This is a genomic window from Microbispora sp. H10830 (genome assembly GCF_014161375.1).
GTDB lineage: Bacteria > Actinomycetota > Actinomycetes > Streptosporangiales > Streptosporangiaceae > Microbispora > Microbispora catharanthi.
Window position 1 is genome coordinate 214,580 of sequence record NZ_JABBWX010000012.1, and the last position, 23,828, is coordinate 238,407.

22 protein-coding genes are annotated in these 23,828 nt (G+C 69.9%); 13 read left to right on the forward strand and 9 right to left on the reverse strand.

All coding sequences use genetic code 11. The features are described 5' to 3' along the window. Positions 1-10: 10 nt before the first annotated feature. The 5 genes from HHX35_RS28615 to trxA all read left to right on the forward strand — a co-directional run bounded on the left by HHX35_RS28615 (position 11) and on the right by trxA (position 4,648). Positions 11-1,534 carry a protein kinase family protein gene (locus HHX35_RS28615; RefSeq protein ID WP_182901787.1) on the forward strand — a complete coding sequence of 508 codons (1,524 nt, stop codon included), beginning with the start codon at positions 11-13 and terminating at the stop codon, positions 1,532-1,534. Between the two features lie 60 nt (positions 1,535-1,594). Beyond that, positions 1,595-2,185 (forward strand): RNA polymerase sigma factor SigM, encoded by a 591-nt coding sequence (gene sigM, locus HHX35_RS28620; RefSeq protein WP_139575471.1) that lies wholly within the window; start codon positions 1,595-1,597, stop codon positions 2,183-2,185. After that, positions 2,175-3,164, forward strand: a complete 990-nt coding sequence (locus HHX35_RS28625; RefSeq protein ID WP_182901788.1) for an anti-sigma factor — start codon at positions 2,175-2,177, stop codon at positions 3,162-3,164. Before sigM ends, HHX35_RS28625 begins: the two co-directional genes overlap by 11 nt. Before the next feature lie 152 nt (positions 3,165-3,316). Then, positions 3,317-4,246: a thioredoxin-disulfide reductase gene (gene trxB / locus HHX35_RS28630; RefSeq protein WP_139575469.1), complete on the forward strand. Its 930-nt coding sequence runs from the start codon at positions 3,317-3,319 to the stop codon at positions 4,244-4,246. Between the two features lie 78 nt (positions 4,247-4,324). Next, positions 4,325-4,648: a thioredoxin gene (gene trxA / locus HHX35_RS28635; protein ID WP_030508599.1), complete on the forward strand. Its 324-nt coding sequence runs from the start codon at positions 4,325-4,327 to the stop codon at positions 4,646-4,648. Between the two features lie 97 nt (positions 4,649-4,745). Here the strand turns inward: trxA and HHX35_RS28640 are convergent, their stop codons facing one another. Beyond that, on the reverse strand, positions 4,746-5,366 hold the full coding sequence (locus tag HHX35_RS28640; protein ID WP_139575468.1) for a GNAT family N-acetyltransferase: 621 nt from the start codon (positions 5,364-5,366) through the stop codon (positions 4,746-4,748). A 352-nt stretch (positions 5,367-5,718) separates the two neighbouring features. Between HHX35_RS28640 and HHX35_RS28645 the strand changes: the two genes are divergently transcribed. Further along, positions 5,719-6,951, forward strand: a complete 1,233-nt coding sequence (locus tag HHX35_RS28645) for a PLP-dependent aminotransferase family protein (protein ID WP_182901789.1) — start codon at positions 5,719-5,721, stop codon at positions 6,949-6,951. A gap of 312 nt (positions 6,952-7,263) precedes the next feature. After that, on the forward strand, positions 7,264-8,214 hold the full coding sequence (locus tag HHX35_RS28650) for a D-alanine--D-alanine ligase (RefSeq protein ID WP_182901790.1): 951 nt from the start codon (positions 7,264-7,266) through the stop codon (positions 8,212-8,214). Between the two features lie 750 nt (positions 8,215-8,964). Here HHX35_RS28650 and HHX35_RS28655 read toward each other — a convergent pair. The 8 genes from HHX35_RS28655 to rpmH all read right to left on the reverse strand — a co-directional run bounded on the left by HHX35_RS28655 (position 8,965) and on the right by rpmH (position 14,750). Further along, a complete protein-coding gene (locus HHX35_RS28655; RefSeq protein ID WP_182901791.1) occupies positions 8,965-9,948 on the reverse strand; it encodes a ParB/RepB/Spo0J family partition protein in 984 nt (327 codons plus the stop codon). Between the two features lie 470 nt (positions 9,949-10,418). Further along, on the reverse strand, positions 10,419-11,192 hold the full coding sequence (locus HHX35_RS28660) for a ParA family protein (RefSeq protein WP_205825859.1): 774 nt from the start codon (positions 11,190-11,192) through the stop codon (positions 10,419-10,421). A 322-nt stretch (positions 11,193-11,514) separates the two neighbouring features. Then, complete coding sequence (gene rsmG, locus HHX35_RS28665; RefSeq protein WP_182901792.1) at positions 11,515-12,195, reverse strand: 16S rRNA (guanine(527)-N(7))-methyltransferase RsmG; 681 nt, start codon at positions 12,193-12,195, stop codon at positions 11,515-11,517. Between the two features lie 199 nt (positions 12,196-12,394). Next, entirely contained in the window at positions 12,395-12,889 is a 495-nt protein-coding gene (locus tag HHX35_RS28670; RefSeq protein WP_182901793.1) for a R3H domain-containing nucleic acid-binding protein, read from the reverse strand. 18 nt (positions 12,890-12,907) lie between these two features. After that, positions 12,908-13,858, reverse strand: a complete 951-nt coding sequence (gene yidC / locus HHX35_RS28675; RefSeq protein WP_182901794.1) for a membrane protein insertase YidC — start codon at positions 13,856-13,858, stop codon at positions 12,908-12,910. A 4-nt stretch (positions 13,859-13,862) separates the two neighbouring features. Continuing rightward, positions 13,863-14,177, reverse strand: a complete 315-nt coding sequence (gene yidD, locus HHX35_RS28680; protein ID WP_079314210.1) for a membrane protein insertion efficiency factor YidD — start codon at positions 14,175-14,177, stop codon at positions 13,863-13,865. Next, the gene (gene rnpA / locus HHX35_RS28685) at positions 14,174-14,551 is read right to left on the reverse strand and encodes a ribonuclease P protein component (RefSeq protein WP_182901795.1); all 378 of its coding nucleotides are present in this window, start codon (positions 14,549-14,551) and stop codon (positions 14,174-14,176) included. The genes yidD and rnpA overlap by 4 nt, the downstream gene beginning before the upstream one ends. Positions 14,552-14,612: 61 nt before the next feature. Next, positions 14,613-14,750: a 50S ribosomal protein L34 gene (gene rpmH / locus HHX35_RS28690; protein ID WP_015772801.1), complete on the reverse strand. Its 138-nt coding sequence runs from the start codon at positions 14,748-14,750 to the stop codon at positions 14,613-14,615. 435 nt (positions 14,751-15,185) lie between these two features. Between rpmH and dnaA the strand changes: the two genes are divergently transcribed. The 6 genes from dnaA to gyrB all read left to right on the forward strand — a co-directional run bounded on the left by dnaA (position 15,186) and on the right by gyrB (position 23,813). Then, a complete protein-coding gene (dnaA, locus tag HHX35_RS28695; protein WP_182901796.1) occupies positions 15,186-16,838 on the forward strand; it encodes a chromosomal replication initiator protein DnaA in 1,653 nt (550 codons plus the stop codon). Positions 16,839-17,360: 522 nt separating this feature from the next. After that, positions 17,361-18,500 carry a DNA polymerase III subunit beta gene (dnaN, locus tag HHX35_RS28700; protein WP_030508588.1) on the forward strand — a complete coding sequence of 380 codons (1,140 nt, stop codon included), beginning with the start codon at positions 17,361-17,363 and terminating at the stop codon, positions 18,498-18,500. Between the two features lie 104 nt (positions 18,501-18,604). Beyond that, positions 18,605-19,549: a phosphogluconate dehydrogenase (NAD(+)-dependent, decarboxylating) gene (gene gnd / locus HHX35_RS28705; RefSeq protein WP_182901797.1), complete on the forward strand. Its 945-nt coding sequence runs from the start codon at positions 18,605-18,607 to the stop codon at positions 19,547-19,549. A gap of 239 nt (positions 19,550-19,788) precedes the next feature. Further along, positions 19,789-20,976 (forward strand): DNA replication/repair protein RecF, encoded by a 1,188-nt coding sequence (recF, locus tag HHX35_RS28710; protein WP_182901798.1) that lies wholly within the window; start codon positions 19,789-19,791, stop codon positions 20,974-20,976. Next, positions 20,966-21,499, forward strand: coding sequence for a DciA family protein (locus HHX35_RS28715; RefSeq protein ID WP_310739360.1), 534 nt, complete (start codon positions 20,966-20,968; stop codon positions 21,497-21,499). Before recF ends, HHX35_RS28715 begins: the two co-directional genes overlap by 11 nt. Before the next feature lie 367 nt (positions 21,500-21,866). Continuing rightward, entirely contained in the window at positions 21,867-23,813 is a 1,947-nt protein-coding gene (gyrB, locus tag HHX35_RS28720; protein WP_259405474.1) for a DNA topoisomerase (ATP-hydrolyzing) subunit B, read from the forward strand. Positions 23,814-23,828 lie beyond the last annotated feature (15 nt).

Sequence of the window (23,828 nt, forward strand, 5' to 3'; positions counted from 1 at the left end):
GGGCGGCCGCATGAGCATGTCCACGGTCGAACCGGGGACCCGGCTGGCGGATCGGTTCCGCCTGGAGGACAGGGTCCACGAATCCGGCGGCGCGACCCTGTGGAAGGCTCTGGACGAGATCCTCGCCCGCCCGGTCGCGGTCCACACGTTCGCGCCCGACTTTCCCCGGGTCGAGGAGGTGGTCACCGCCGCCCGCCAGGCGAGCCGCCTGACCGACCCCCGCCTCACCCAGGTCTTCGACGCGGCCGACGAGGACGGCACGGCGTACGTCGTGAGCGAGTGGGTCAGCGGAGACTCGCTCCTCGACCTGCTGGAGAGCGGGCCCGTCGAGCCCGAGCGGGGCGCGGCCCTGGTCGCCGAGGCCGCCGAGGCCCTGGCGCACGCGCACGCGGCGGGGCTCACCCACCTGCACCTGACCCCCGGCCGCCTGGTCTGGACGAGCGGCGGCACGGTCAAGCTCCTCGGCCTCGCCGTCGACGCCGCGATCCTCGACCTGAGCAGCGAGGAGCCCGCCCGGGAGGACGCCGAGGGGCTGGGCCGCCTGCTCTACGCGGCGCTGACCGGCCACTGGCCCGGCGACTCCGACTGCGGGCTGCCCGCCGCGCCCCTGGACGACGGCAAGATCTGCACGCCCCGGCAGGTCACCGCCGGAGTCCCCGGCTACCTGGACGCCATCACCTGCCGCGCGCTGCTGCAGGAGTCGCGACGGGGGCAGCCGCCGCTGGCCACGCCGGCCGACGTGGCCGAGGCGCTCGCCGAGGTGCCCCGCCCCGCGCCGGCGCCGGTCACCACCGCGCCGCCCGCTCTGAACCTGCGCAGCGAGGCGCCGGACGGACTCGGCAGGTCCACCATGCCGCCCCGCATGCCGTCTCATCTGGCGCACCAGATGACGATGGTCCCTCCTCCGCCGCCGCCGCGCCCGCAGACCGGCGCCGCGAGCAAGGTCCTGCTGACCGTCATCGTCCTGCTCGTGATGGCGGCCGTCGGCGTGGGCGCCTGGACCGTGGGCAAGAACCTCGGCAACACCCCGAGGGGCGTGGCCCAGTCGGATTCCGCCGCGACTCCCTCTCCCTCCCGCAAGCCGGTCACCGTCAAGCCGGTGAGCGCGACCGGGTTCGATCCCCTCGGCACCGACCGCGCGGAGAAGCCGGAGATCGCCCCGCTCGCCATCGACGGCAAGCCGTCCACCGACTGGCACACCGACAGCTACAGCACCGCCGACCTGGGACGGCTCAAGGACGGCGTCGGGCTCCTCCTCGACATGGGCAAGCCGGTCCCCGTCGCCGACGTGGTCGTCTCCCTGGGCAACGCGGGCGGCGCGACCGTGCAGCTCAAGGTGGGCGACGCGGCGGAGCTGTCCTCGCTCAAGACGGTGGCGGAAAAGAAGGGCGCGTCGGGTTCTGTGACGCTCACCCCGGAAAAGGCCACTACGGGTCAGTTCGTTTTGATCTGGTTCACCAGGCTTCCCCCCTACAACGGGCAGTATCGTGGCACTATCTACGACGTAACGGTGCATTCCCCAGGATCGGCATAGCAGGGACTTGTGAATTCCCCACCAGACAATCCCCCGACGGCTGAGCACGCGCGACGCGCGATGTCCGATGCCGATCTGCTGGCCCGCCACCTCGGCGGTGACCCTCACGCGTTCAGCGAGATCGTCAGGAGGCACCGCGACCGGATGTGGGCGGTCGCCCTGCGTACGCTCGGCGATCCCGACGAGGCCGCCGACGCGGTCCAGGACGCGTTCGTCTCGGCGTACCGCAAGGCGGGCAGCTTTCGCGGCGAGGCGGCGGTCACGACGTGGCTCCACCGCATCGTGGTCAACGCCTGCCTCGACCGCATGCGCCGCAAATCGGTGCGCCCGGTGGCCGACGACGAGCTCATCGAGGCCGTGGAGCGCGAGGTCCCGGCCACCGACCAGGCGGGCGAGCGCGAGGTCTCCCTGGAGGTCACGGCGGCGCTCAAGCTGCTGCCGCCCGACCAGAGGGCGGCCCTCGTGCTGGTCGACATGATGGGGTACGCGGTGGACGACGCGGCGGCGGTGCTGGGCGTCCCGCCGGGCACCGTGAAGAGCCGCTGTGCACGGGGCCGCGCCAAGCTCGCCCCGATTCTTTCGCATTTGCGGAACCGATCTGACCTCACCCGCGTCTCATCCGGGAAGGGAGCAGAACTTCGTGACGGGTGACACGCACTACGACCTGGAGGTTCTCGCCGAGCTGGCGGAGGGTCTCCTCGACGACACGACGGCCCGGCGGGTCCGCGAGCATCTCGCGGTCTGCGACCCCTGCGGGGAGAGCCTCGCCGACCTGGCCGCGGTTCGCGAGGTCCTGGCGGCGATGCCGGTTCCGGCGATGCCTCTGGGCGTCGCCAGGCGCATCGACCAGGCGCTGGCCGCCGAGGCTCCGGACTGGGACCGCGTCCTACGGGACGCACCATGGGACAGCGCCCCACAGGAGATCGCCCCGTGGGACGACGCTCCATGGGACAACGTTCCGTGGGAGACGGTCGAGCCTTCGGTCGCGACCCCGGTGGGAACCACCGCGGAAACCGCTGCGGAGACGCACGCGGAGCCGGAGCGCGAGCCGGCGCCGGTGGCCGCGACGGCGGCTCCACTGGGCGTCGTCGCCGACGACGGGACGATCGTGCCGGCCAGGCGCCGATCCGGAACGCGTACGGCGGGCCGCAAGGCGTCCAGGCGGCGCACGTGGGCGCTGCCGGCCGCGGTCGCCGCGGCGGCGGCCGTCGTGATCGGGAGCGGCGGTGTCGCCACCGGCCTGCTCTCGTTCGGCGACTCGCCGTCCCAGCAGGTGGTGAGCCAGGGCGATCCCGGCCGGAGCCCGGCCAAGGTCCAGACGCAGACCTACTCGACGTACGCCAGCGGCTACAACTACACCAGCCGGGAGCTGCGCGGGCCGCTGCTGGGTTACTTCGGCGTGGCGCCCGGCTCGGGCACCAACGACGACGAGGATCTCGACACCTGCGTCAAGCGGTTCTCGAACCAGCTCGACCGCACGCCGATCGGCGTCGACAAGGCCCTCTACAACGGCAACGAGGCCACGATCATGGCGTTCTGGGAGGACAAGAGCAGCAACGCCGTCCGGGTGGTCGTGGTGGACTCGGAGTGCCACAAGCTGCGGCCCGAGGTTCTGGCCTCCTGGAAGTGACCACGCGGCGCGAGCCGTACCATCAGCAGTGACGAAGCCCCCCGCGACCTCCGGGGGGCTTCGCCGTATCGCGGGACCGGTACGGGAATGACCGGGGCCTAGGATCTGTTGACGGCACTGCACATCAACCGGGAGCGAAGAAGGCGGGTCCGTTGAGCGACGTTCGTAACGTGATCATCATCGGGTCGGGGCCGGCCGGCTACACGGCCGCCGTCTACACCGCGCGCGCGGACCTCAAGCCGCTCGTCTTCGAGGGGTCGGTCACCGCCGGCGGGGCGTTGATGAACACGACCGATGTGGAGAACTTCCCCGGGTTCCCCGACGGCATCATGGGCCCGGACCTCATGGACAACTTCCGCAAGCAGGCCGAGCGGTTCGGCGCCGAACTGGTGGCCGACGACGTGGTCGAGGTGGACCTCGAGGCGAACCCGAAGGTCGTCAAGACCTACACCGACACCTACTACGCCAAGGCCGTGATCCTGGCCACCGGGTCGCGCTACCGCGAGCTCGGGCTGGAGAACGAGAAGCGGCTGTCGGGGCGGGGCGTGTCGTGGTGCGCCACCTGTGACGGGTTCTTCTTCCGCGACCAGGACATCGTGGTGGTCGGCGGCGGCGACACGGCGATGGAGGAGGCGATCTTCCTGACCCGCTTCGCGAAGACGGTGACGGTGATCCACCGCCGCGACTCGCTGCGCGCCAGCAAGATCATGCAGGACCGGGCGTTCGCGAACGAGAAGATCCGCTTCGTCTGGGACAGCGAGATCGCCGACGTGCTCGGCGAGGAGCGGATCTCCGGCGTGCGGGTGCGCAACGTCAAGACCGGCGAGGAGTCCGACCTGCCGGTGGGCGGCCTGTTCATCGCGATCGGGCACGAGCCGCGCACCGACCTGCTCAAGGGCCAGGTCGACCTGGACGACCAGGGGTACATCGAGGTCGATGCGCCGTCGACGCGGACGAACATCGACGGGGTGTTCGCGGCCGGGGACGTCGTCGACCACACCTATCGTCAGGCGATCACGGCCGCCGGAACCGGATGTGCGGCGGCGCTGGACGCCGAGCGCTGGCTGACGCTGAACGCCTGAGTCCCGACATCGGGAATGCGGGGGCTGCCCCCGCGGTTGTCTGCACCGCCACACCACTCATGCAAGGGGAGAGATACCGTGGGCGCGATCAAGAGCGTGACGGACGCGAGCTTCGAGGCCGAGGTCCTCAAGAGCGACAAGCCGGTTCTGGTCGACTTCTGGGCCGAGTGGTGCGGTCCGTGCCGTCAGGTCGGGCCGATCCTCGAGGAGATCGCCGCCGAGAACGCCGACAAGCTGACCATCGTCAAGCTGAACATCGACGAGAACCCGGTCACGCCGCGGGACTACGGTGTGCTCCAGATTCCGACGATGAACGTCTACAAGGGTGGCGAGGTCGTCAAGCAGATCATCGGCGCCAAGCCGAAGGCCATGCTGCTGCGCGAGCTCGACGGCGTCATCTGACGCCGTTTCCGCCGGCACCACCCGAAGAGCCCCCCGTGCGTGCGGCGCGGGGGGCTCCTGCGTTCTCCGATGCCGTGTGGGACGGCTGGAAGCCCCCTCAGACGGGCCGCAGGGCACGCTCGGGGGACATCGACCCCAGCAGGCGCTCCAGCGCCACCTCGACGTCCTCACGCCACGACACGGCCGTCTTGAGCTCCAGCCGGAGGCGGGGGAAGCGCAGATGCGGGCGCACGGTCTTGAACCCGACCGACAGCAGATAGTCCGCGGGCAGCACGCAGCCGCCCGGCTGCTCCCACTTCAGGTCGCCGAACGCCTCGATCGCCCGTACGCCGCGGCGGGTCAGGTCCTTGGCGACGCCCTGCACGAGCATCCGGCCCAGCCCGCCGCCGGTGAACTCCGGCACGATGTGCGCGGTCATCAGCAGCACGGCGTCCGAACTGACCGGGGAGGTCGGGAACGCCACCGAGCGCGGGACGTACAACGGCGGGGCGTAGAGCACGAACCCGGCCGCCACGCCGTCGACGTAGGCGATCTTCCCGCAGCTCCCCCATTCGAGGAGGGTCGCGGAGATCCACGCCTCCTTCTCCAGGGCCGGGTCGCCCGCCTCCACGGCGCGCTCGCCGCTGACGGGGTCGAGCTCCCAGAACACGCACCGGCGGCACCGCCGCGGCAGGTCATCGAGATTGTCGAGGGTGACATTGACCAGCCGACGCGACACGTGATGCCCCAATCCCCGTCAGGAGTCCTGCCAGAAAAGCGCGCGAATACGGCGTCTCCAGCTCGCATCGTAACTCAGCGGAAGGGCGGGAGCGGGAGCGCCACAACGACCGCCGACGACCATTAAAGGGGTTGGCCGGACCGAAACCAGTGGTGCGGGAATGCAAGAAAAGGGGCCCTTGATGGTCAATACCCTGTTGTGATCGGAGTGGCGCGTTACCGTACTCTGGATTTCTCGGCTACGTGATCGGAGGTGGACCGTGGCACAAGAGCTAGATCACGGTCGGACGCACGCGACCCATGGGTCGCGAATTGACGCCTACGTCGACAGGTACGCCGCCCGCGCTGCCGGGATGGTCGCCTCCGAGATCCGAGCTCTCTTCGCCGTCGCGTCGAGGCCCGAGGTGGTCTCGCTCGCCGGCGGCATGCCGTACGTCAACGCGCTCCCCCTCGACCTCGTCAGCGAGCTCGTCGCCGACCTGGTCACCTCGCGCGGCTCCGTCGCCCTGCAGTACGGCTCCGGGCAGGGCGACCCCGCCCTGCGCGAGCAGATCTGCGAGGTCATGCGCATGGAGGGCATCGAGGCGAACGCCGACGACGTGGTCGTCACGGTGGGCTCGCAGCAGGCGCTCGACCTGATCACCCGGATCTTCATCGACCCCGGCGACGTCGTGCTCGCCGAGGGACCCTCGTACGTCGGGGCGCTCGGAACGTTCAGCGCCTACCAGGCCAAGGTCGTCCACATCGCCATGGACGACCAGGGCCTCATCCCCGAGTCCCTCGCGCAGACCATCTACGCGCTCCAGGCGGCCGGCAACCGGATCAAGTTCCTCTACACGATCCCCAACTTCCAGAACCCGGCCGGCGTGACGTTGAACGAGGTGCGCCGCCGCCAGGTGCTGGAGATCTGCCGCCGCGCCGGCGTCCTCGTGGTGGAGGACAACCCGTACGGCCTGCTCGGGTTCGACGGGGAACCGATGCGGGCCCTGCGGGCCGACGACCCCGAGGGCGTCGTCTACCTCGGCTCGTTCTCCAAGACCCTCGCCCCCGGCTTCCGCGTCGGCTGGGCCCTCGCCCCACACGCCGTACGCGACAAGCTGGTCCTGGCGATGGAGTCGGCGGTGCTGTCGCACTCGTCCTTCACCCAGCTCGCCGTCGGCCAGTACCTCGCCACCCAGCCGTGGCGCGAGCAGATCAAGTCGTTCCGTGAGCTGTACCGCGAGCGGCGTGACGCGCTCCTGGGCGCGCTCGATGTGCTCATGCCGCCCGGCTGCACGTGGACCCGCCCCGCAGGCGGGTTCTTCGTCTGGATGACGCTTCCCGAGGGGCTCAACTCCAAGGCGATCCTCCCCCGTGCGGTCGCCGAGCGGGTCGCGTTCGTGCCGGGCACCGGCTTCTACTCCGACGGCGGCGGCGCGCGCAACATGCGTCTGTCGTTCTGCTACCCGGAGCCGGACCGCATCAAGGAGGGCGTGCGCCGCCTGGCCGGTGTGATCGAGCAGGAGCTCAGGCTGCGGGACACGTTCGGCACGGGATCCACGCCGGGGCGCGCCGGCGTCGACACTCCCGGCCCGGATCTCGCCTAGACACGGAACGGCCGCTTCCCCCAGCGACGAAGGAGCCGCCCATGGCACCGCTCATGGGCGGCTCCGGCACAAGTACGACCTTGTCTGAGACGCGACGCGACGACGCGGCGGCGCGGGCGGGGCACTAGCCTGTTCAGGCTGGCCGTACTGACTTCTCGAGGCGAGAAAGGCCCTCTTCGTGAGCGAGCGAACGATGACCCAAGGATCGCCCCCTGCGCGTCCGTGGAGGGGGACGCGACCCGGGCCAGGCGAGACAGATCACCGCTGGACCGCAGCCGGCGCCGTGGTGGAGCACATCGGCGGTGAGGCGCCATGAGCGATCTGGGCCACGTGCTCATCCTCGCGGGAGGGCTCTCCTACGAGCGTGAGGTCTCCATCCGCTCGGGACGCCGCGTCGCGGAGGTGCTGCGGGCGGCCGGTGTGGATGTGGAGACGCGCGACGCCGACTCCACCCTCGTGCCCGCCGTGCTGGCGGACCCGCCGGACGCGGTCTTCGTCACCCTGCACGGCGGCGCCGGAGAGGACGGCGCCATCCGCTCGGTGCTTGAACTTCTCGACGTGCCCTACGTCGGGGCGACGCCGGACGCCTGCCGGGTCGCCTTCGACAAGCCCACGGCGAAGGCGGTCGTCCGCTCCTGGGGACTGAACACGCCCGACTCGGTGGCGCTGCCCAAGGAGACGTTCCACGATCTCGGTGCCACGGCCGTGCTCGCCCGCATCATCGATCGGCTCGGCCTGCCGCTCTTCGTCAAGCCCTCGCGTGGCGGCTCCGCGCTGGGCGCCTCCATGGTGCGCACGGCGGAGGAGTTGCCGGCAGCGATGGTCGGATGCTTCGCCTACGGCGACACCGCGCTCATCGAGCGGTACGTCCAGGGCGTCGAGGTCGCGGTCTCCGTGGTGGATCTCGGCGACGGGCCGGTCGCCCTGCCGCCGGTGGAGATCGTGCCCGACCGAGGCGTGTACGACTACGCGGCCCGCTACACGGCCGGGCAGACGGAGTTCTTCGCACCGGCCCGGCTCTCCCCCGAGGCCACCGAGGCGTGTGCGGGCATGGCGGTCGCCGCCCACACCGCGCTCGGCCTGCGAGACATCTCCCGTACCGACCTCATCGTCGACGCCGACGGCAAGCCGTACTTCCTCGAAGTGAACGTGGCACCCGGCATGACGGAGACCTCTCTGCTGCCCATGGCGGCGGAGGCGGCGGGCCGCGATCTCGGCACGCTGTGCAAGGGACTCCTGGAGCTCGCCGCAATCCGAGGCTGATCCCGTCCCGGTTTCACGTGAAACACTCCCCTCCAGGCTTCCAGAGGGCCCTGCCGTTGCCCGCCTGGAGGGGGCTCACTTCAACCTCCCGAGACCTGTGCTTCCAGGAGTTCGGGGGGTGTCGCGAACCTTGGCCGGTGTGTCAGTGCGCCGGAGGGAACCTCCGATCCCCGCGAAGCCCGCCCCGCTTCGCCCGCGAAAGTTCCTCACAGGTTCGGAATCTCCACGGGCCCGGTCTGGGCCTTCCGCCGTGATCCTCGCCCTTCCGCTCCGCTCGATCCGGCGCTCGTCGATTCCCGGCGCACCAGGGACGCCTGACGAGCGACACGTCCCGCCACCGCAGCGGTTACAGGCGGAAGGATCTCCCTCAGAGCGCCCGCGCGTCCGCGTGGCTTTCGGGAGAGGCGACTGAGTGCCAGGTATGACGGAGGCGAGTCCGACCACCGTGGCTGCGCCGTGGCGGCTCACCGGCAGAACCAGCAGGACCCCGGCCCGGCCCGGCCGTCATCGACCCCCTTCCCTGGCGACCGCGTGAGCGCCAGGGACCTCGACCTCGGGCGGGCGGAACCGACGAACGCGTAGGCCGGGGTATCGACCTGGTCGCATCCGACCCCCTCCAGCCGCCAGTGACGTTCATGCAGCTGCCATCGAGCGAATCGGAGGCGAACTAGGCCGCAGCGGGGAGGTCGTGGGTGCGATGTTTCACGTGAAACCTGTGGCAGATCGCGGGTGCCGCCACGGTCTCTGCGGTTACTCCGCCGTGATGCCCCTGCTTCGCATCGCGTCGGCGGCATCCGGCGCCATCGTGTCGATGATGCGCTCCAGGTCGTCGATCGTGGAGAACTCGACCACGATGCGCCCCTTCCGGCTGCCGAGATCGACCTTCACCTTCGTCTCGAAGTGGTCCGAGAGCCGATCCGCCAGGTCGCGCAGCGCCGGGGCTGTCGGCTTCTTCGCCCGGGGCTTGCGCGGAGCCGGCCCCGCGGTCGCCTCACCCAGAGCCACGATCTCCTCTACGGTCCGGACCGACAGCCCTTCGGCCACGATCCGGGTCGCCAGCCGCTCCTGGGCCGCGGGGTCGTTCAAGGTCAGCAGCGCCCGCGCGTGCCCGGCGCTGATGACCCCGGCCGCCACCCGGCGCTGCACCTCGGGAGGGAGGTTCAACAATCGCAGGGTGTTGCTGATGTGCGAGCGCGACCGTCCGACCTTCCTGGCGAGCACCTCGTGGGTGGCCCCGAAGTCGTCCAGAAGCTGCTGGTAGGCCGCCGCCTCCTCCAGCGCGTTCAGCTGCTCCCGCTGGAGGTTCTCGATGAGCGCCTCACGGAGCATCTCGTCGTCCTGGGTGCTCCGGACGATCGCGGGGATGCGGTCCAGCCCGGCGATCTGCGAGGCGCGCCACCTCCGCTCCCCCATGATGAGCTCGAAGCGGCCGTCCTCCACGGCGCGGACGACGACCGGCTGCAGCAGGCCGACCTCCTTGATGGACGCCGCGAGCTCGTCGAGCCGGTCCTCGTCGAACACCTCCCGCGGCTGCCGCGGGTTCCGGGAGATGGAGTCGACCTCGATCTCCTGGAAGTAGGCGCCCTCCACCGGACGCAGACCCGTCCCGTCCGTCCCTGGCGCGGCCGACGGCGGACCTGCCGGAGCGCTCGCCACGGACGCCGGATCGACGATCGGTCCCGTGGGGATCAGAGCCCCAAGACCCTTGCCCAGTCCCCGACGCTGCTGGCTCACCGCTGCTCCTTCATACCCGCACAGAAGGCGGGTGCCCAGCGACTCGGGGTCACTGGGCACCGGCACGCACACACCAGGAGAGAGTACCGCTGCGAAGCCCTGCCATGAGTCTCCGCGCATCCAGCCGTGCACAATCCCACCGCCAGACCCCCGGCGCGTGGCCGGGCGTAAGGAGCGGAGCGGGCGGGAGCGAGGACCGCAGCGAAGGCCCAGCGGAGCGGGCTTCGCGAGGACCGGAGCTTCTGCCCGGCGCAGTGACGTCCCCAAAAAGCCGTTAAGACCAACGGTCCCCAGCCGAACGTCCAAGGCCATGGCGTCCCTGAAGGTGTGACGCCCCGGCGCCGTCACCTGCGCCGGGTGCCGGTGACGCCTTCCGGCACGTCCTCGTCCGGACGCCGTCTCTGACGCCGTCCGCACGGCAGCACGACGCACGGCAGCACGGCGCACGTCCGGAGCGCCGCCCCGCTCTGTCAGGCGCCGGCGAGGGCCGCCGCCCGATAGGCGATCTCGCGAGCAGCACCCATGTATGCCAGTGCCCCGCTCGATCCCGGGTCGTACGTCATGACCGACTGGCCGTAGCTGGGCGCCTCGGAGACGCGGACGCTCCTGGGGATGACGGCGTCGAGCACGGTGTCGCCGAAGTGGGAGCGCACCTCTTCGGCCACCTGGGAGGCGAGGCGGGTCCGGCCGTCGTACATCGTGAGCAGGATGGTCGAGACCGCCAGCGTCTGGTTGAGGTGCGCGCGCACCAGTTCCACGTTCTGCATAAGCTGGGTGAGCCCCTCCAGGGCGTAGTACTCGCACTGGATGGGAATCAGCACCTCCTGGGCCGCCGCCATGGCGTTCACGGTCAGCAGGCCCAGCGACGGCGGGCAGTCGATAAGGATGTAGTCGAACTCCATCGCGTCGAACGAGGCGAGCGCCCGCCGCAGACGGGTCTCCCGGCCGACCATCGGAACCAGCTCGATCTCCGCGCCCGCGAGGTCGAGCGTGGCCGGAGCGCAGTACAGGTTAGGCATGTCGGGGACCGGATTCACGATCTGCGACAGCGGCATGTCGTCCACGAGGACCTGGTACACCGACGGCATCCCCGACCGGTGTTCCGTCGCCAACGCCGTGGACGCGTTGCCCTGCGGGTCGAGATCGACCACGAGAACGCGCTGATCGTGCATGGACAGCGCCGCCGCGAGGTTGACGGCCGTGGTGGTCTTCCCCACGCCGCCCTTCTGGTTGGCCACCGTCATCACGCGACACCGGGTAGGCCGGGGCCAGGCCCCCTCGTCGCGTGTCGAGTAACCGACGGAAGGCGCAGCCGCCTGCGGGGGCGTGGCGGCTGTTTCACGTGAAACCACAGAACTCAGTGCCTCTCGTACCAGCGGCGAATCGCCAGGGTTAAGGGGGGTCTGGGACACGGTCGTCGTCCTTTCGACCGGCGAGACAGGGGGACGAGGCCAGCCCACCCCGGAGGACCGGCCTGCTGTCGCGATCTCCCAGCGTAGGGGGAGCCGAGTCTCCGGCCAACCCAGACCCGCTGTCACACCGCCTGATCCGGCGTCCGCCACCGGTTCACCTCTTTCGTCGCCTCCGCGTGTCCGTTCGCGGAGACCGTCCGGCGACGACGCGAACGAGGGTCGCGGGCGGCTCGACCTTACCGCGCCCCACCGTGATCAGCTCGACGTGCCTCACGCCATACGACTCCAACTGGGGGCGAGCCGCGTCCAGTTCCTCCTGTGCCCGCTCCCCCTTCATCGCGAGCAACTCCCCGCCCTCGTGCAGCAGCGGCATCGACCACGACAGCAGACGGTCGAGCGGCGCGACCGCCCGCGCCGTCGCCACGTCGAAGACGCGCTTGCGGGCGAGTTCCTCGGCCCGCCCGCGCAGCACCTCCACGTTGTCGAGCTTGAGCGTCTCGACGCACTCGGACAGGAACACGGTGCGGCGCAGCAGCGGCTCCAGCAGCGTCACCGTCACATCGGGGCGCACGATCGCGAGCACGAGGCCGGGCAGGCCGGCGCCCGAGCCGATGTCGATCACAGTCGAATCCTGCGGGACCGCTTCCTCCACGACCGCGCAGTTCAGCAGGTGCCGGTCCCAGATGCGGGGCACCTCGCGCGGCCCCAGCAGTCCCCGCACCACACCCGGCCCGGCGAGCAACTCGGCGAACACCCGGGCCCGCTCCAACGCCTCACCGGTGAAAATCTCCCGGGCCACCGGGGGCGCCTCGGGCAGCTCGTTGCTCTCCGTCATCACTCACTCATCCAGGAACGCTCTCGGCCAAGGGTAACCGTCCTTTCCCTTCGGCGACGGCCAGCCGTACATCCGGCGGCCGCCGGCCGTGCGATGCCGACCGAAGGGGCAGGGCGAGGAAAGGACGTACAGGACGGAAAAGCCGCCGGTCCCGGATGTGGGACCGGCGGCTTCCCCGCGTCGGAACTGTGAAAAGCGGTCAGGCGGGCAGGACCACCACGAAGCGGCGGGGTTCCTCACCCTCGGACTCGCTGCGCAGGCCCGCAGCGGCGACCGCGTCGTGAACGATCTTGCGCTCGAACGGCGTCATCGGCTTGAGCGCCTTCGGCTCGCCGGTGCGCTTGACGTCGTCGGCCGCCGTGGCGCCCACCTTGGTGAGCTCGGCCCGGCGCCGCTCCCGATAACCGCCCACGTCGAGCATGAGTCGCGAACGCTCCCCCGTCTGGCGGTGCACGGCCAGGCGCGTCAGCTCCTGCAGCGCCTCCAGCACCTCCCCACCGGGGCCCACGAGCTCGTCGCCCTTGACGCCCACGATCGAGACCATCGCACGGTCCCCCTCGACGTCCATGTCGATGTCGCCGTCGAGGTCGGCGATGTCGAGCAGGCCCTCCAGGTAGTCCGCCGCGATCTCGCCCTCCTGTTCCAGGGCTTCGACGTCGGGAGCAGGCTTGAGGGTCTCCTCAGCTTCGGTCACGTCCGGACTCTCCTTCTCCTACGACTTCTTGCTGCCGGTGCGCTTGCTGCGAGGCTGGCGCGTCGGCTGCTGACGGACGATCTTGGGGGCGGGTTCGGGCTCAGGCTGCGCCGCCGCCTTGGGCTTTCCCACCAGCTTGGTGAAGATGCCGTTCGTCGGCTCGGGAGTGGTGACGTTGCCCTTCTCGTCCACGACCGGCATCGGGTGACGGCTGTAGAACCAGTGCTGCTGGCCGAGCGTCCACAGGTTGGTGGTCACCCAGTAGAGGATCAGACCGAGTTGGAAGTTCAGGCTGAAGACGGCGAACAGCGGCGAGATGTACATGAGGAGCTTCTGCTGCTGCGCCATGGGGTTGTCCGGCATCTGCGCCATCGAGCGCTTCACGCTCTGCCGGACGGTGAGGAACGTGGTGCACGAGCTGATGGCCACGAAGCAGGCGAGCACGATCTTCGTCATCAGCGGCTGGGCGCCGAGACTCTGGATGACCTCGGAGCTGTCGAAGAACTTCGCCGTCAGCGGCGCGCCGATGACGTGCGCGGCACGCGCGCTGTTCACCAGTTCCTTGGTCATGCCGAAAACGGCCCGGTCCTCGGCGATGGCCCGCAGCACGGTGAACATCGAGATGAAGATCGGGAACTGCGCGACGATCGGGAGGCAGCCCCCGAGTGGATTGGCGCCCCCCTCCTGGTACAGCCGCATGACCTCCTGGTTCATGCGCTGCTTGTCGTTCTTGTACTTCTTGCGCAGCTCCTGGACCTTGGGCGCCAGCTCCTGCATCTTGCGCGACGAGCGCATCTGCTTCATGAAGAGCGGGAAGATCAGCAGACGCATCAGCACGGTCAGCGTGATGATGGTCAGCGCCCAGTTGAGACCGCTGCTGGAGGGGATGAAAGTGCTGTAGCCGGCGTGGATCTGGGTGATCACCCAAGCCACCGCCGTATACAGCCAATTCAGGAATGGCAGCTCCACCGAGCTAGCTCCCTTGCGTTTCGTCGTGAGACCGGACTCGGCGTGGGGGCACCGGGTCGAAACCTCCAGGATGGAACGGGTGACACCGTCCGATACGCCTGACGGTCAGCCATACCCCGCGCGCCGCTCCATGAACGGCGACGGCTTCCAGACCATAGGCACTGCAGGACGGCTCGAACCGGCACCTCGGCCCCAGCATCGGGCTGATGAAGGCGCGGTAGAACCGGATGATCGCGAGCAGCACGCGGGCGACCGGCCCGGTCGCGGGCCGATCCGCCTCCCCGGGCACCACGGCCGGGGTCGGTTGCTGCGCTGTCATGACCGTCCATCCGTCGGGGTCCGGGAATCGGACCCGCGCCGCCGGAGTAAACGACTCAGCGCGACGTCGAGTTCGGCGGCCAGGTGCTCGCTGCGCGCGGACGCGGCCGGTGGATTGGCGCGTACCACCAGAAGGCTACCTCTCGGCAGCAGCGGCAGGCGGCTCCGCACGAGGTGTCTCAACCTGCGCCTGACCTGGTTCCGCACCACGGCGCCACCGACCGCCTTGCTCACGACGAAGCCGACCAGCGGTGGCTCGTCGGCGTCACGCAGGTTCAGGTGTACGACCAGGGTGGGACGCCCGGCGCGCCGCCCACGGCGAATCGCGTCGGCGAACTCGTCACCCCGCCGCATGCGGGACGCGGACGGCAGCACCGGGCCTTCCTCGACGTATGGCCGCCCGCTCCGCTCGGCACGGGCGGGCGGCGTCTGATCGTCAGACCGTCAGCTCGGCGCGGCCCTTGCGGCGGCGCGCGGCCAGGATGGCGCGGCCGGCCCGGGTGCGCATGCGCAGCCGGAAGCCGTGGGTCTTCGCGCGGCGACGGTTGTTCGGCTGGTAAGTACGCTTGCTCACGGCTGGGCTCCAGGCTTCAGGTACGTCCGCGGCGTTCCGCGGGCGCGGTACATTCCATGGTCACGGCTCGTCATATGCGCGGGCATGCGAAATAGCCGTCGCGTGATTAGCCGACCGGGATACGTTACGGGCCCACCGTACGTCAGGTCAAACCGGCACCCGTGACGCCAAGCGCGTACGGCGAGCGACCATGGCCCGTTAGGCTGTGGACAACGCCTTGAACGCAGGTTGCGCACACCGCTACCGTCGGCCGTCCGGCCCTTCCCCCCACCAGCGTGAATGTGCCCGGGGAGGATGCACGGGCTGTGCACATCATGTGGATCATATGTGGATGGCAGCCGGACGAGGGCCGGTGCGGCGAGGCGTACAGGACTGAGAAACGACACGGATCGCGGCGGGCGAGCGGGGCCGCGCAACGAGAGGAGGGGCCGAGCCATGGAAGGCGTCGATCTCAACGCTGTATGGGCTCGGGCGCTCAGGACCCTGCTCGACGAGGGCGTCTCGGGGCAGCAGCGGGCGTTCCTCCAGATGACGCAGCCCTCCGGACTCATCAACGACACGATTCTCCTGGCGGCCCCCAACGACTTCGCCAAGGAGGTCATCGAGGTACGGCTGCGCCCGCTGATCGTGCACGCGTTGTCGCAGGAGCTCGGCCGGCCCGTGCGGATCGCCGTGATGGTGGATCCCGGCGCCGGCCTGCCCGCCGCCTCGGACCCCGCCATGGCACCGCCGGCCGACCATCGTCCACAGGTGCCGTCCACAGATTATCCACAGCCCCGCCCCCAGGCTCCGCGCTTCCCCTTAGCCGAGGACGGCCCGATCCGGCGCGACGCCGAGCCGCACGGGCCGCACTATCCACAGGGCCAGCAGTATCCACAGCCGCCGCAGCACATGTCCCCGCCGGATCACCCGCAACGGCCCGGCGGCTACTCCCCCGAGCCGCCCGCCGCGCCCAAGCCCGAGCCGGTGCCGGGCCCCGTGCCCGGTCCTGTGCCCGGCGGCCCCGGGCAGAACCGCTGGGACGCCCGCGGCGGCCGCACCTCCGGCGAGCCGGCCCGGCTGAACGCCAAGTACACGTTCGAGACGTTCGTCATCGGCGCCAGCAACCGCTTCGCGCACGCCGCCGCCGTCGCGGTCGCCGAGGCCCCCGCCAAGGCGTACAACCCGCTGTTCATCTACGGCGACTCTGGACTGGGGAAGACCCACCTGCTGCACGCGATCGGCCACTACGCGCAGAGCCTGTACGACGGCGCCCGGGTGCGGTACGTGAGCTCCGAGGAGTTCACCAACGACTTCATCAACTCCATCCGGGACCACAAGGCCGACGGGTTCCGCTCCCGCTTCCGGGCTGTGGACATCCTCCTCGTGGACGACATCCAGTTCCTCGAGGGCAAGGAGCAGACGCAGGAGGAGTTCTTCCACACCTTCAACACCCTCCACAACGCCAGCAAGCAGATCGTCATCTCCAGCGACCGGGCGCCGAAGCAGCTCGTGACGCTGGAGGACCGGCTGCGCAACCGGTTCGAGTGGGGGCTGATCACCGATGTCCAGCCGCCCGAGCTGGAGACCCGCATCGCGATCCTGCGCAAGAAGGCGATCCAGGAGGGCCTGGCCGCGCCGCCCGACGTGCTGGAGTACATCGCCAGCCGCATCGCGACCAACATCCGGGAGCTCGAGGGCGCACTGATCCGGGTCACCGCGTTCGCCAGCCTCAACCGGCAGTCTGTGGACATCCAGCTCGCCGAGATCGTCCTCAAGGACCTCATCAGCGAGGACGCGAGCCCGGAGATCACCATCTCCCTCATCATGTCCACAACCGCCGAGTACTTCGGTGTCTCCCTCGACGACCTGTGTGGAAGCTCACGCTCGCGCGCCCTGGTCACCGCCCGCCAGATCGCCATGTACCTGGCCCGCGAACTGACCGACCTGTCCCTGCCCAAGATCGGCCAGCAGTTCGGCGGGCGCGACCACACAACCGTGATGCACGCGGAGCGTAAAATCCGGTCGCTGATGGCTGAGCGGCGCTCGATGTACAACCAGGTCAACGAGCTGACGACACGGATCAAGCAGCGCGCACGCAACGCTTAGTACACAGCTGTGGATAACTCTGTGGATCAAAAATGTCGCCCTCGGCGGCGGCTCCGTGCGTTACCCCCACCCTCTCCGGCCCGCCAACGCGCCGTCCCCACTTGGGGACAACTTTGGGGAGAACCTGGGGATGGCTTGGGGAATACCCGTGGACGAGCTGGGGACGCCCTGTGCGTACTCGTCACACACAGCTCAGCTGTCCCTTTTACCCCGTGGACAACCGGTGGAAACCTCGTGGATTACTCGTGGACAGAGGGCCCTCCGCCTGGGGAACGGGTGTGGGGACAGCGGGGCCACCCACAGTCCACAGGGGGTCCGTCCACGTTTCCCCCACACCGGCGGTGGATGAATCAGCTCCGCTGAGCTGCGAAAATGCTCGACATCCACATATCCACACTGCCTATTAGGACGACTTGTATCTCTCTCTAAGGAACTCAAGAACCATAGAAGGGGTTCTGGAGGCACACAGGTGCGGGAGAGTGAAGACTTGACGAAGCAGCGACACCCAGGAGGCTGATCCACGTGATGTTCCGGATCGATCGCGACGTGCTCGCCGAGGCCGTGGCGTGGACGGCACGGAGCCTTCCGGCCCGTCCCTCGGTGCCGGTGCTCGCCGGCATGCGGCTGGAGGTGACCGACGACCAGCGGCTGAAGCTCTCCGGCTTCGACTACGAGGTCTCCGCCGAGGTGACCCTCGACCTGCAGACCGGAGAGCCGGGCGTGGTGCTCGTCTCGGGCAAGCTCCTCGCCGAGATCACCCGCGCGCTCCCCGCACAGCCGGTCGAACTGGTTGTGGACGGAGCCAAGGCCGTCGTCACCTGCGGCAGCGCCCGGTTCACACTTCTCACCATGCCTGTGGAGGACTACCCCTCCCTCCCGGCCATGCCGCCCGCCGCCGGACGGGTCGGCAGCGACGTGTTCGCCTCCGCCGTCGGCCAGGTGGCCGTCGCCGCGGGCAAGGACGACACCCTCCCGATGCTCACCGGCGTACGGATGGAGATCGAGGGCGACACCGTGACCCTCGCCGCCACCGACCGCTACCGCCTCGCCGTACGCGAGCTGAAGTGGCAGCCCGAGCAGCCCGACTTCCAGGCCGTGGCGATGATCCCCGGCCGTACGCTGGCGGACACGGCCAAGGCGCTGGGCGGCACCGGCGCGGAGGTCGAGATCGCGCTGAGCTCGGCCGGCGGCACCGGCGAAGGCATGATCGGGTTCTCCAGCTCCGGACGGCGGACGACGACCCGGCTGCTCGACCCCGAGTTCCCCAAGTACCGCTCGCTGCTGCCCACCGAGTTCTCCGCGCGCGCCGACCTGTCCACAGCCTCGTTCGTGGAGGCCGTCAAGCGCGTCGCGCTCGTCGCCGAGCGCAACACCCCCGTGCGGCTGGCCTTCCGCGGCGGAGAGGTCGTCCTGGAGGCCGGCAGCGGCGACGAGGCGCAGGCCGTGGAGGCGCTGCCGGTCGAGTTCGACGGCGACGAGATCAACATCGCCTTCAACCACCAGTTCCTGCTGGAGGGCCTCGGGGCGATCGACTCCGACGTCGCGCGGCTCCAGTTCACCACGCCGACCAAGCCCGCCATCCTCACCGGGGGCAAGCCTGTGGACGACGGGGGGAGCGAGGACTACCGCTACCTCATCATGCCCATCCGCCTGTCCAGCTGACGCGGCCCGAGCACCCCGGGCGTACGATCTCCTGCGGGCATGGACCCCTGATGCATGGGTACGCGTGCCTCGGTGGACGACGCAGATGTTGAGGGGTGGCTCAGATGCAGATCGGCATGATCGGGCTCGGCAAGATGGGCGGGAACATGGCCGAGCGGCTGCGGCGCGGCGGCCACGAGGTCGTCGGCTACGACCGCGATCCCTCCATCAGCGACGTCGGCAGCCTGAAGGACCTCGTCGAGAGGCTTCAGGCACCGCGCGCGATCTGGGTCATGGTCCCCGCCGGGGCGCCGACGCGGAGCACCGTCGAGCAGCTGCGCGACCTGCTGTCGGACGGTGACGTCGTCATCGACGGCGGCAACTCGCACTACCTGGACGACCAGCGGCACGCGGCCGACCTCCGCACCCACGGCATCGGCTTCGTCGACGTGGGCGTCAGCGGCGGCGTCTGGGGCCTGGAGTACGGCTACGCCCTGATGACCGGCGGCGACGAGGAACACGTCCGCCGGCTTATGCCGATCTTCGAGACGCTCAAGCCGGAGGGTGAGGACGGCTTCGTCCACGCGGGCGGCGTGGGCGCCGGCCACTTCGCGAAGATGGTCCACAACGGCATCGAGTACGGCATGATGCAGGCCTTCGCCGAGGGCTGGGAGCTGCTGGAGGCCAGCGACGCCGTCACCAACGTGCCCGAGACGTTCAAGAGCTGGCGGCACGGCACGGTCATCCGGTCCTGGCTGCTCGACCTGCTGGTGCGGGCGCTGGAGGAGGACCCCGACCTCACCGAGCTCAAGGGCTACGCGGAGGACTCCGGCGAGGGCCGGTGGACGGTCCAGGCCGCCGTGGACCACGCCGTGCCCCTGCCGGCCATCACGGCCGCGCTGTACGCCCGCTTCGCCTCGCGCCAGGCCGACTCCCCGGCGATGAAGATGGTCGCGGCGCTGCGCAACCAGTTCGGCGGGCACGCGGTCGCCTCGGTCGAGGGCCAGACCGGCAAGGGCGCCGACGCCCCCGGCGCCGACGTCACCCCGCCGGTGGAGGCCGAGGGCTGACGCGCGGTCAGACCTCGTCGTCCCTGCGCTGCGGCCGGGCGAACTCCGCGCCGCGGGCCTTGAGTTCGTCCACAAGGGTGTGAATTCGGGGTTGTCCGGGTACGTGGCTCGGCGGCGCTGATCTTCCACAGGCTGTGGACGAACAACCCGCACCCACTCGCTTCTCCACAGCGCGCCGTTTCTCCACAGCGCATCGTGGCCGGGACACGAAGGCCGGGCACCGGCACTAGCCTGGCGGGGTGCACGTGGCAAGCCTGTCCCTGACCGACTTCCGGTCCTACCCGGAGGTCGAACTCGTGCTGGAACCGGGGGCGACGGCGTTCGTCGGGCCGAACGGGCAGGGCAAGACCAACCTGGTCGAGGCGCTCGGCTACATCGCGACCCATTCGAGCCACCGCGTGGCCACCGACGCGCCGCTCGTACGGCACGGCGCGCAGCGGGCGATCGTGCGCGCTGTGGTGGTCAGGGACGACCGCCGCGCGCTGATCGAGATCGAGATCAACCCGGGCCGGGCCAACCGCGCCAGGGTGAACCGCTCGCCCGTCCCCCGGCCGCGCGACGCCCTCGGCCTGCTGCGGACCGTGCTGTTCGCCCCGGAGGACCTCGCACTGGTCAAGGGTGACCCGTCCGAGCGCCGCCGTTTCATGGACGACCTGCTGGTCGCCCGCGTCCCCAGGTTCGCGGGCGTGCGCGCCGACTACGAGCGCGTGCTCAAGCAGCGCAACGCGCTCCTGCGTACGGCCGCGGCGACGCGGGTGGGACGGCGGCGCGGCGGCCGCAGGCAGGAGGACGACGCGGCCTTCGCCGCCGCCGGCGCGGGAGACGTCCTGAGCACGCTCGAGGTTTGGGACTCCCACCTGGTGCGCCACGGCGCGGAACTGCTGGAGGCGCGGCTGCGCCTGGTGGACGCGCTGCGTCCGCTCGTGGCGAAGGCCTACGCCACTCTCGCTCCGTCGTCGGGACTCGCCGATCTCGAATACCGGCCGTCGGGGTTATCCACAGATATCCCCACCCTGGGGACAAACCGGGAACTACTGGCCGAGCACCTGCGGACGGGCCTCGCGGAGGCTCGTCAGGCGGAGCTCGAACGCGGCGTGACCCTCGTCGGCCCGCACCGCGACGACCTGCTGCTGCGGCTGGGCGAGCTGCCTGCCCGGGGCTACGCGAGCCACGGCGAGTCGTGGTCGTTCGCCCTCGCGTTGCGGCTGGCCGCCTATGACCTGCTGAGAGCCGACGGCGGCGACCCCGTGCTGATCCTGGACGACGTTTTCGCGGAGCTGGACGGTCAGCGGCGCAGGCGGCTCACCGAGATCGTCGCCCCGGCCGAGCAGGTGCTCATCACGGCGGCGGTGCCGGACGACGTGCCGCCCGAGCTGGCCGGCGCCCGGTTCGACGTGGTGGAAGGGAGCGTGACCCGTGTCCGATGAGATATCCACAGGCGGTGGACAGTCCCCGCGGGGCGCGGCCGCGCGGGGTGCCGCGGCGGCGCGGGAGAAGCTGGCCCAGGCGAAGGCCGACGCGCTGAAACGGGGGCAGCTCCCGCGCACCGAGCCGCGCCGCCGCTCCGGCTCGGGCGCCCAACGACGGGACGCCGGCGACCCGCTGCCGTTCGGCCGGGCGATCCGCGACCTGCTCGCCGCCCGGGGATGGGAGCAGCCGGTCGCGGTGGGCGGGGTGTTCGGCCGCTGGGCGGAGATCGTCGGTCCCGAGCTGGCCGCCCACACCAGGCCGGAGACCTTCGAGGACGGCGAGGTGGTGGTCGCCGCCGACTCGACCGCCTGGGCGACCCAGGTCCGGCTGCTCGCGTCCACCCTGGTCAGGCGGTTGAACGAGGAGCTCGGCGACGGCGTCGTGACCCGCGTCAAGGTGCACGGCCCCGGCGTGGGTCACCGCCAGGAGGGCGGCCTGCGCGTACGCGGGAGCCGTGGGCCGGGCGATACATACGGCTGAGCGGGAGGCGGCGAGCGCCGTCCGGGGCCCGCGCCGGCGCGCGACGATCTGAAAACCGGCCCGAGGAGAGCCCGAACCGGCCCAAAATCGCGTCTGCGGCTCCGACCCCCGTTCCGTGTGGGGGGTGCTCGGAAACATGATCATCAAGCGACAGGGCATCACAGCCCCCGTGAATGCCACCTGATGTCCGCCGGACCGGTAGAATGTAAACGGACTCAAGGACACGTCCGGTTTGCGTCACCCCGGTCCCATGGGCCGATTTCCCCTGGGTGTGCGCATCGGGGCACTCACGACGGTGACGGGCACGGCAGGGGCAGCCAATCCACGGTGTCGCCCGCCGCGTGTCCGCGGCAGGAGGATTTCGCACTTGTCCTACGACGCTAGCTCTATCACCGTTCTCGAAGGGCTGGAAGCGGTCCGCAAGCGCCCCGGCATGTACATCGGTTCCACCGGTGAGCGCGGGCTGCACCACCTCGTCTACGAGATCGTCGACAACGCGGTCGACGAGGCGTTGGCCGGCCACAACGACCTGATCGAGGTCACCCTGCTCGCCGACGGCGGCGTGCGCGTGATGGACCACGGACGCGGCATTCCCGTGGGCATCGTCGCCGCCGAGGGCAGGCCCGCCGTCGAGGTCGTCTTCACCGTGCTGCACGCCGGCGGCAAGTTCGACAGCAAGTCGTACGCCGTCTCAGGCGGCCTGCACGGCGTGGGCGCCTCGGTCGTCAACGCGCTGTCGACGCGCCTGGAGGTCGAGGTCCGCACCGACGGCCACGTGTGGCGGCAGAAGTACGTGACGGCCAAGCCGACGGCCCCGCTGGAGAAGGGCGAGCCGACCGACGAGCACGGCACGACGATCAGCTTCTGGCCCGACCCGGACATCTTCGAGACGACCGCCTGGAACTTCGAGACGCTGGCGCGCCGATTCCAGGAAATGGCCTTCCTCAACAAGGGCCTCATGATCAAGCTGACCGACGAGCGGCCCGACCACATCATCGACGGCGCGTCCAAGGTGGTCACCTACCACTACGAGGGCGGCCTGTCCGACTTCGTCACCCATCTGAACTCGAAGAAGGACCCGATCCACAACTCGGTCATCGACTTCGAGGAGCACGGCGACGGCATCTCGGTCGAGATCGCCATGCAGTGGAACGCCTCCTACAGCGAGTCGGTCTACACCTTCGCCAACACGATCAACACCGCCGAGGGCGGCACTCACGAGGAGGGCTTCCGCGCCGCGCTGACGACCATCGTCAACCGGTACGCGCGCGAGCAGAAGTTCCTCAAGGAGGGCAAGGACGACAACCTCAGCGGCGACGACGTCCGCGAGGGGCTCGCCGCGATCATCTCGGTGAAGCTGGCCGACCCGCAGTTCGAGGGCCAGACCAAGACCAAGCTGGGCAACACCGAGGCGAAGTCGTTCGTCCAGAAGGCCTGCAACGACCATCTGCGCGACTGGTTCGAGCGCAACCCGGGCGAGGCCAAGGAGATCATCAACAAGTCGCTGCAGGCCTCCCGGGCCCGCATCGCGGCCCGCCAGGCGCGCGACCTCACCCGCCGCAAGTCGCTGCTGGAAAGCGGCAGCGGCCTGCCGGGCAAGCTGGCCGACTGCCAGTGGTCGGAGCCGGAGAAGTGCGAGCTGTTCATCGTCGAGGGCGACTCGGCCGGCGGCTCGGCCAAGGGCGGGCGCGACCCCAAGTTCCAGGCGATCCTCCCGCTCCGCGGCAAGATCCTGAACGTCGAGAAGGCCCGGATCGACAAGGTCCTCAAGAACAACGAGGTCCAGGCGCTCATCACGGCCCTCGGCACCGGTGTGCACGACGAGTTCGACATCGCCAAGCTGCGCTACCACAAGCTGATCCTCATGGCGGACGCCGACGTGGACGGCCAGCACATCACCACGCTGCTGCTGACGCTGCTGTTCCGCTTCATGCGGCCGCTGATCGAGGCGGGTCACGTCTACCTGTCCCAGCCGCCGCTCTACAAGATCAAGTGGGACCGCAAGGGCGAGGACGCGTCGTATGCGTACTCCGACCGGGAACGGGACGCGATCATCGAGGACGGCGTCGGCCGCGGCCGGCGCGACCCCCGGCTCCACGACGGCGTGCAGCGGTTCAAGGGTCTGGGCGAGATGAACGCCTCCCAGCTGTGGGACACCACGATGAACCCCGACACCCGGGTGCTGCGTCAGGTCACCCTCGACGACGCCGCCCAGGCCGACGACCTGTTCAGCGTGCTGATGGGTGAGGACGTCGAGGCCCGCAGGAACTTCATCATCACCAACGCCCGCGACGTCCGGTTCCTCGACGTCTGAGCAGCGCGGCCAACC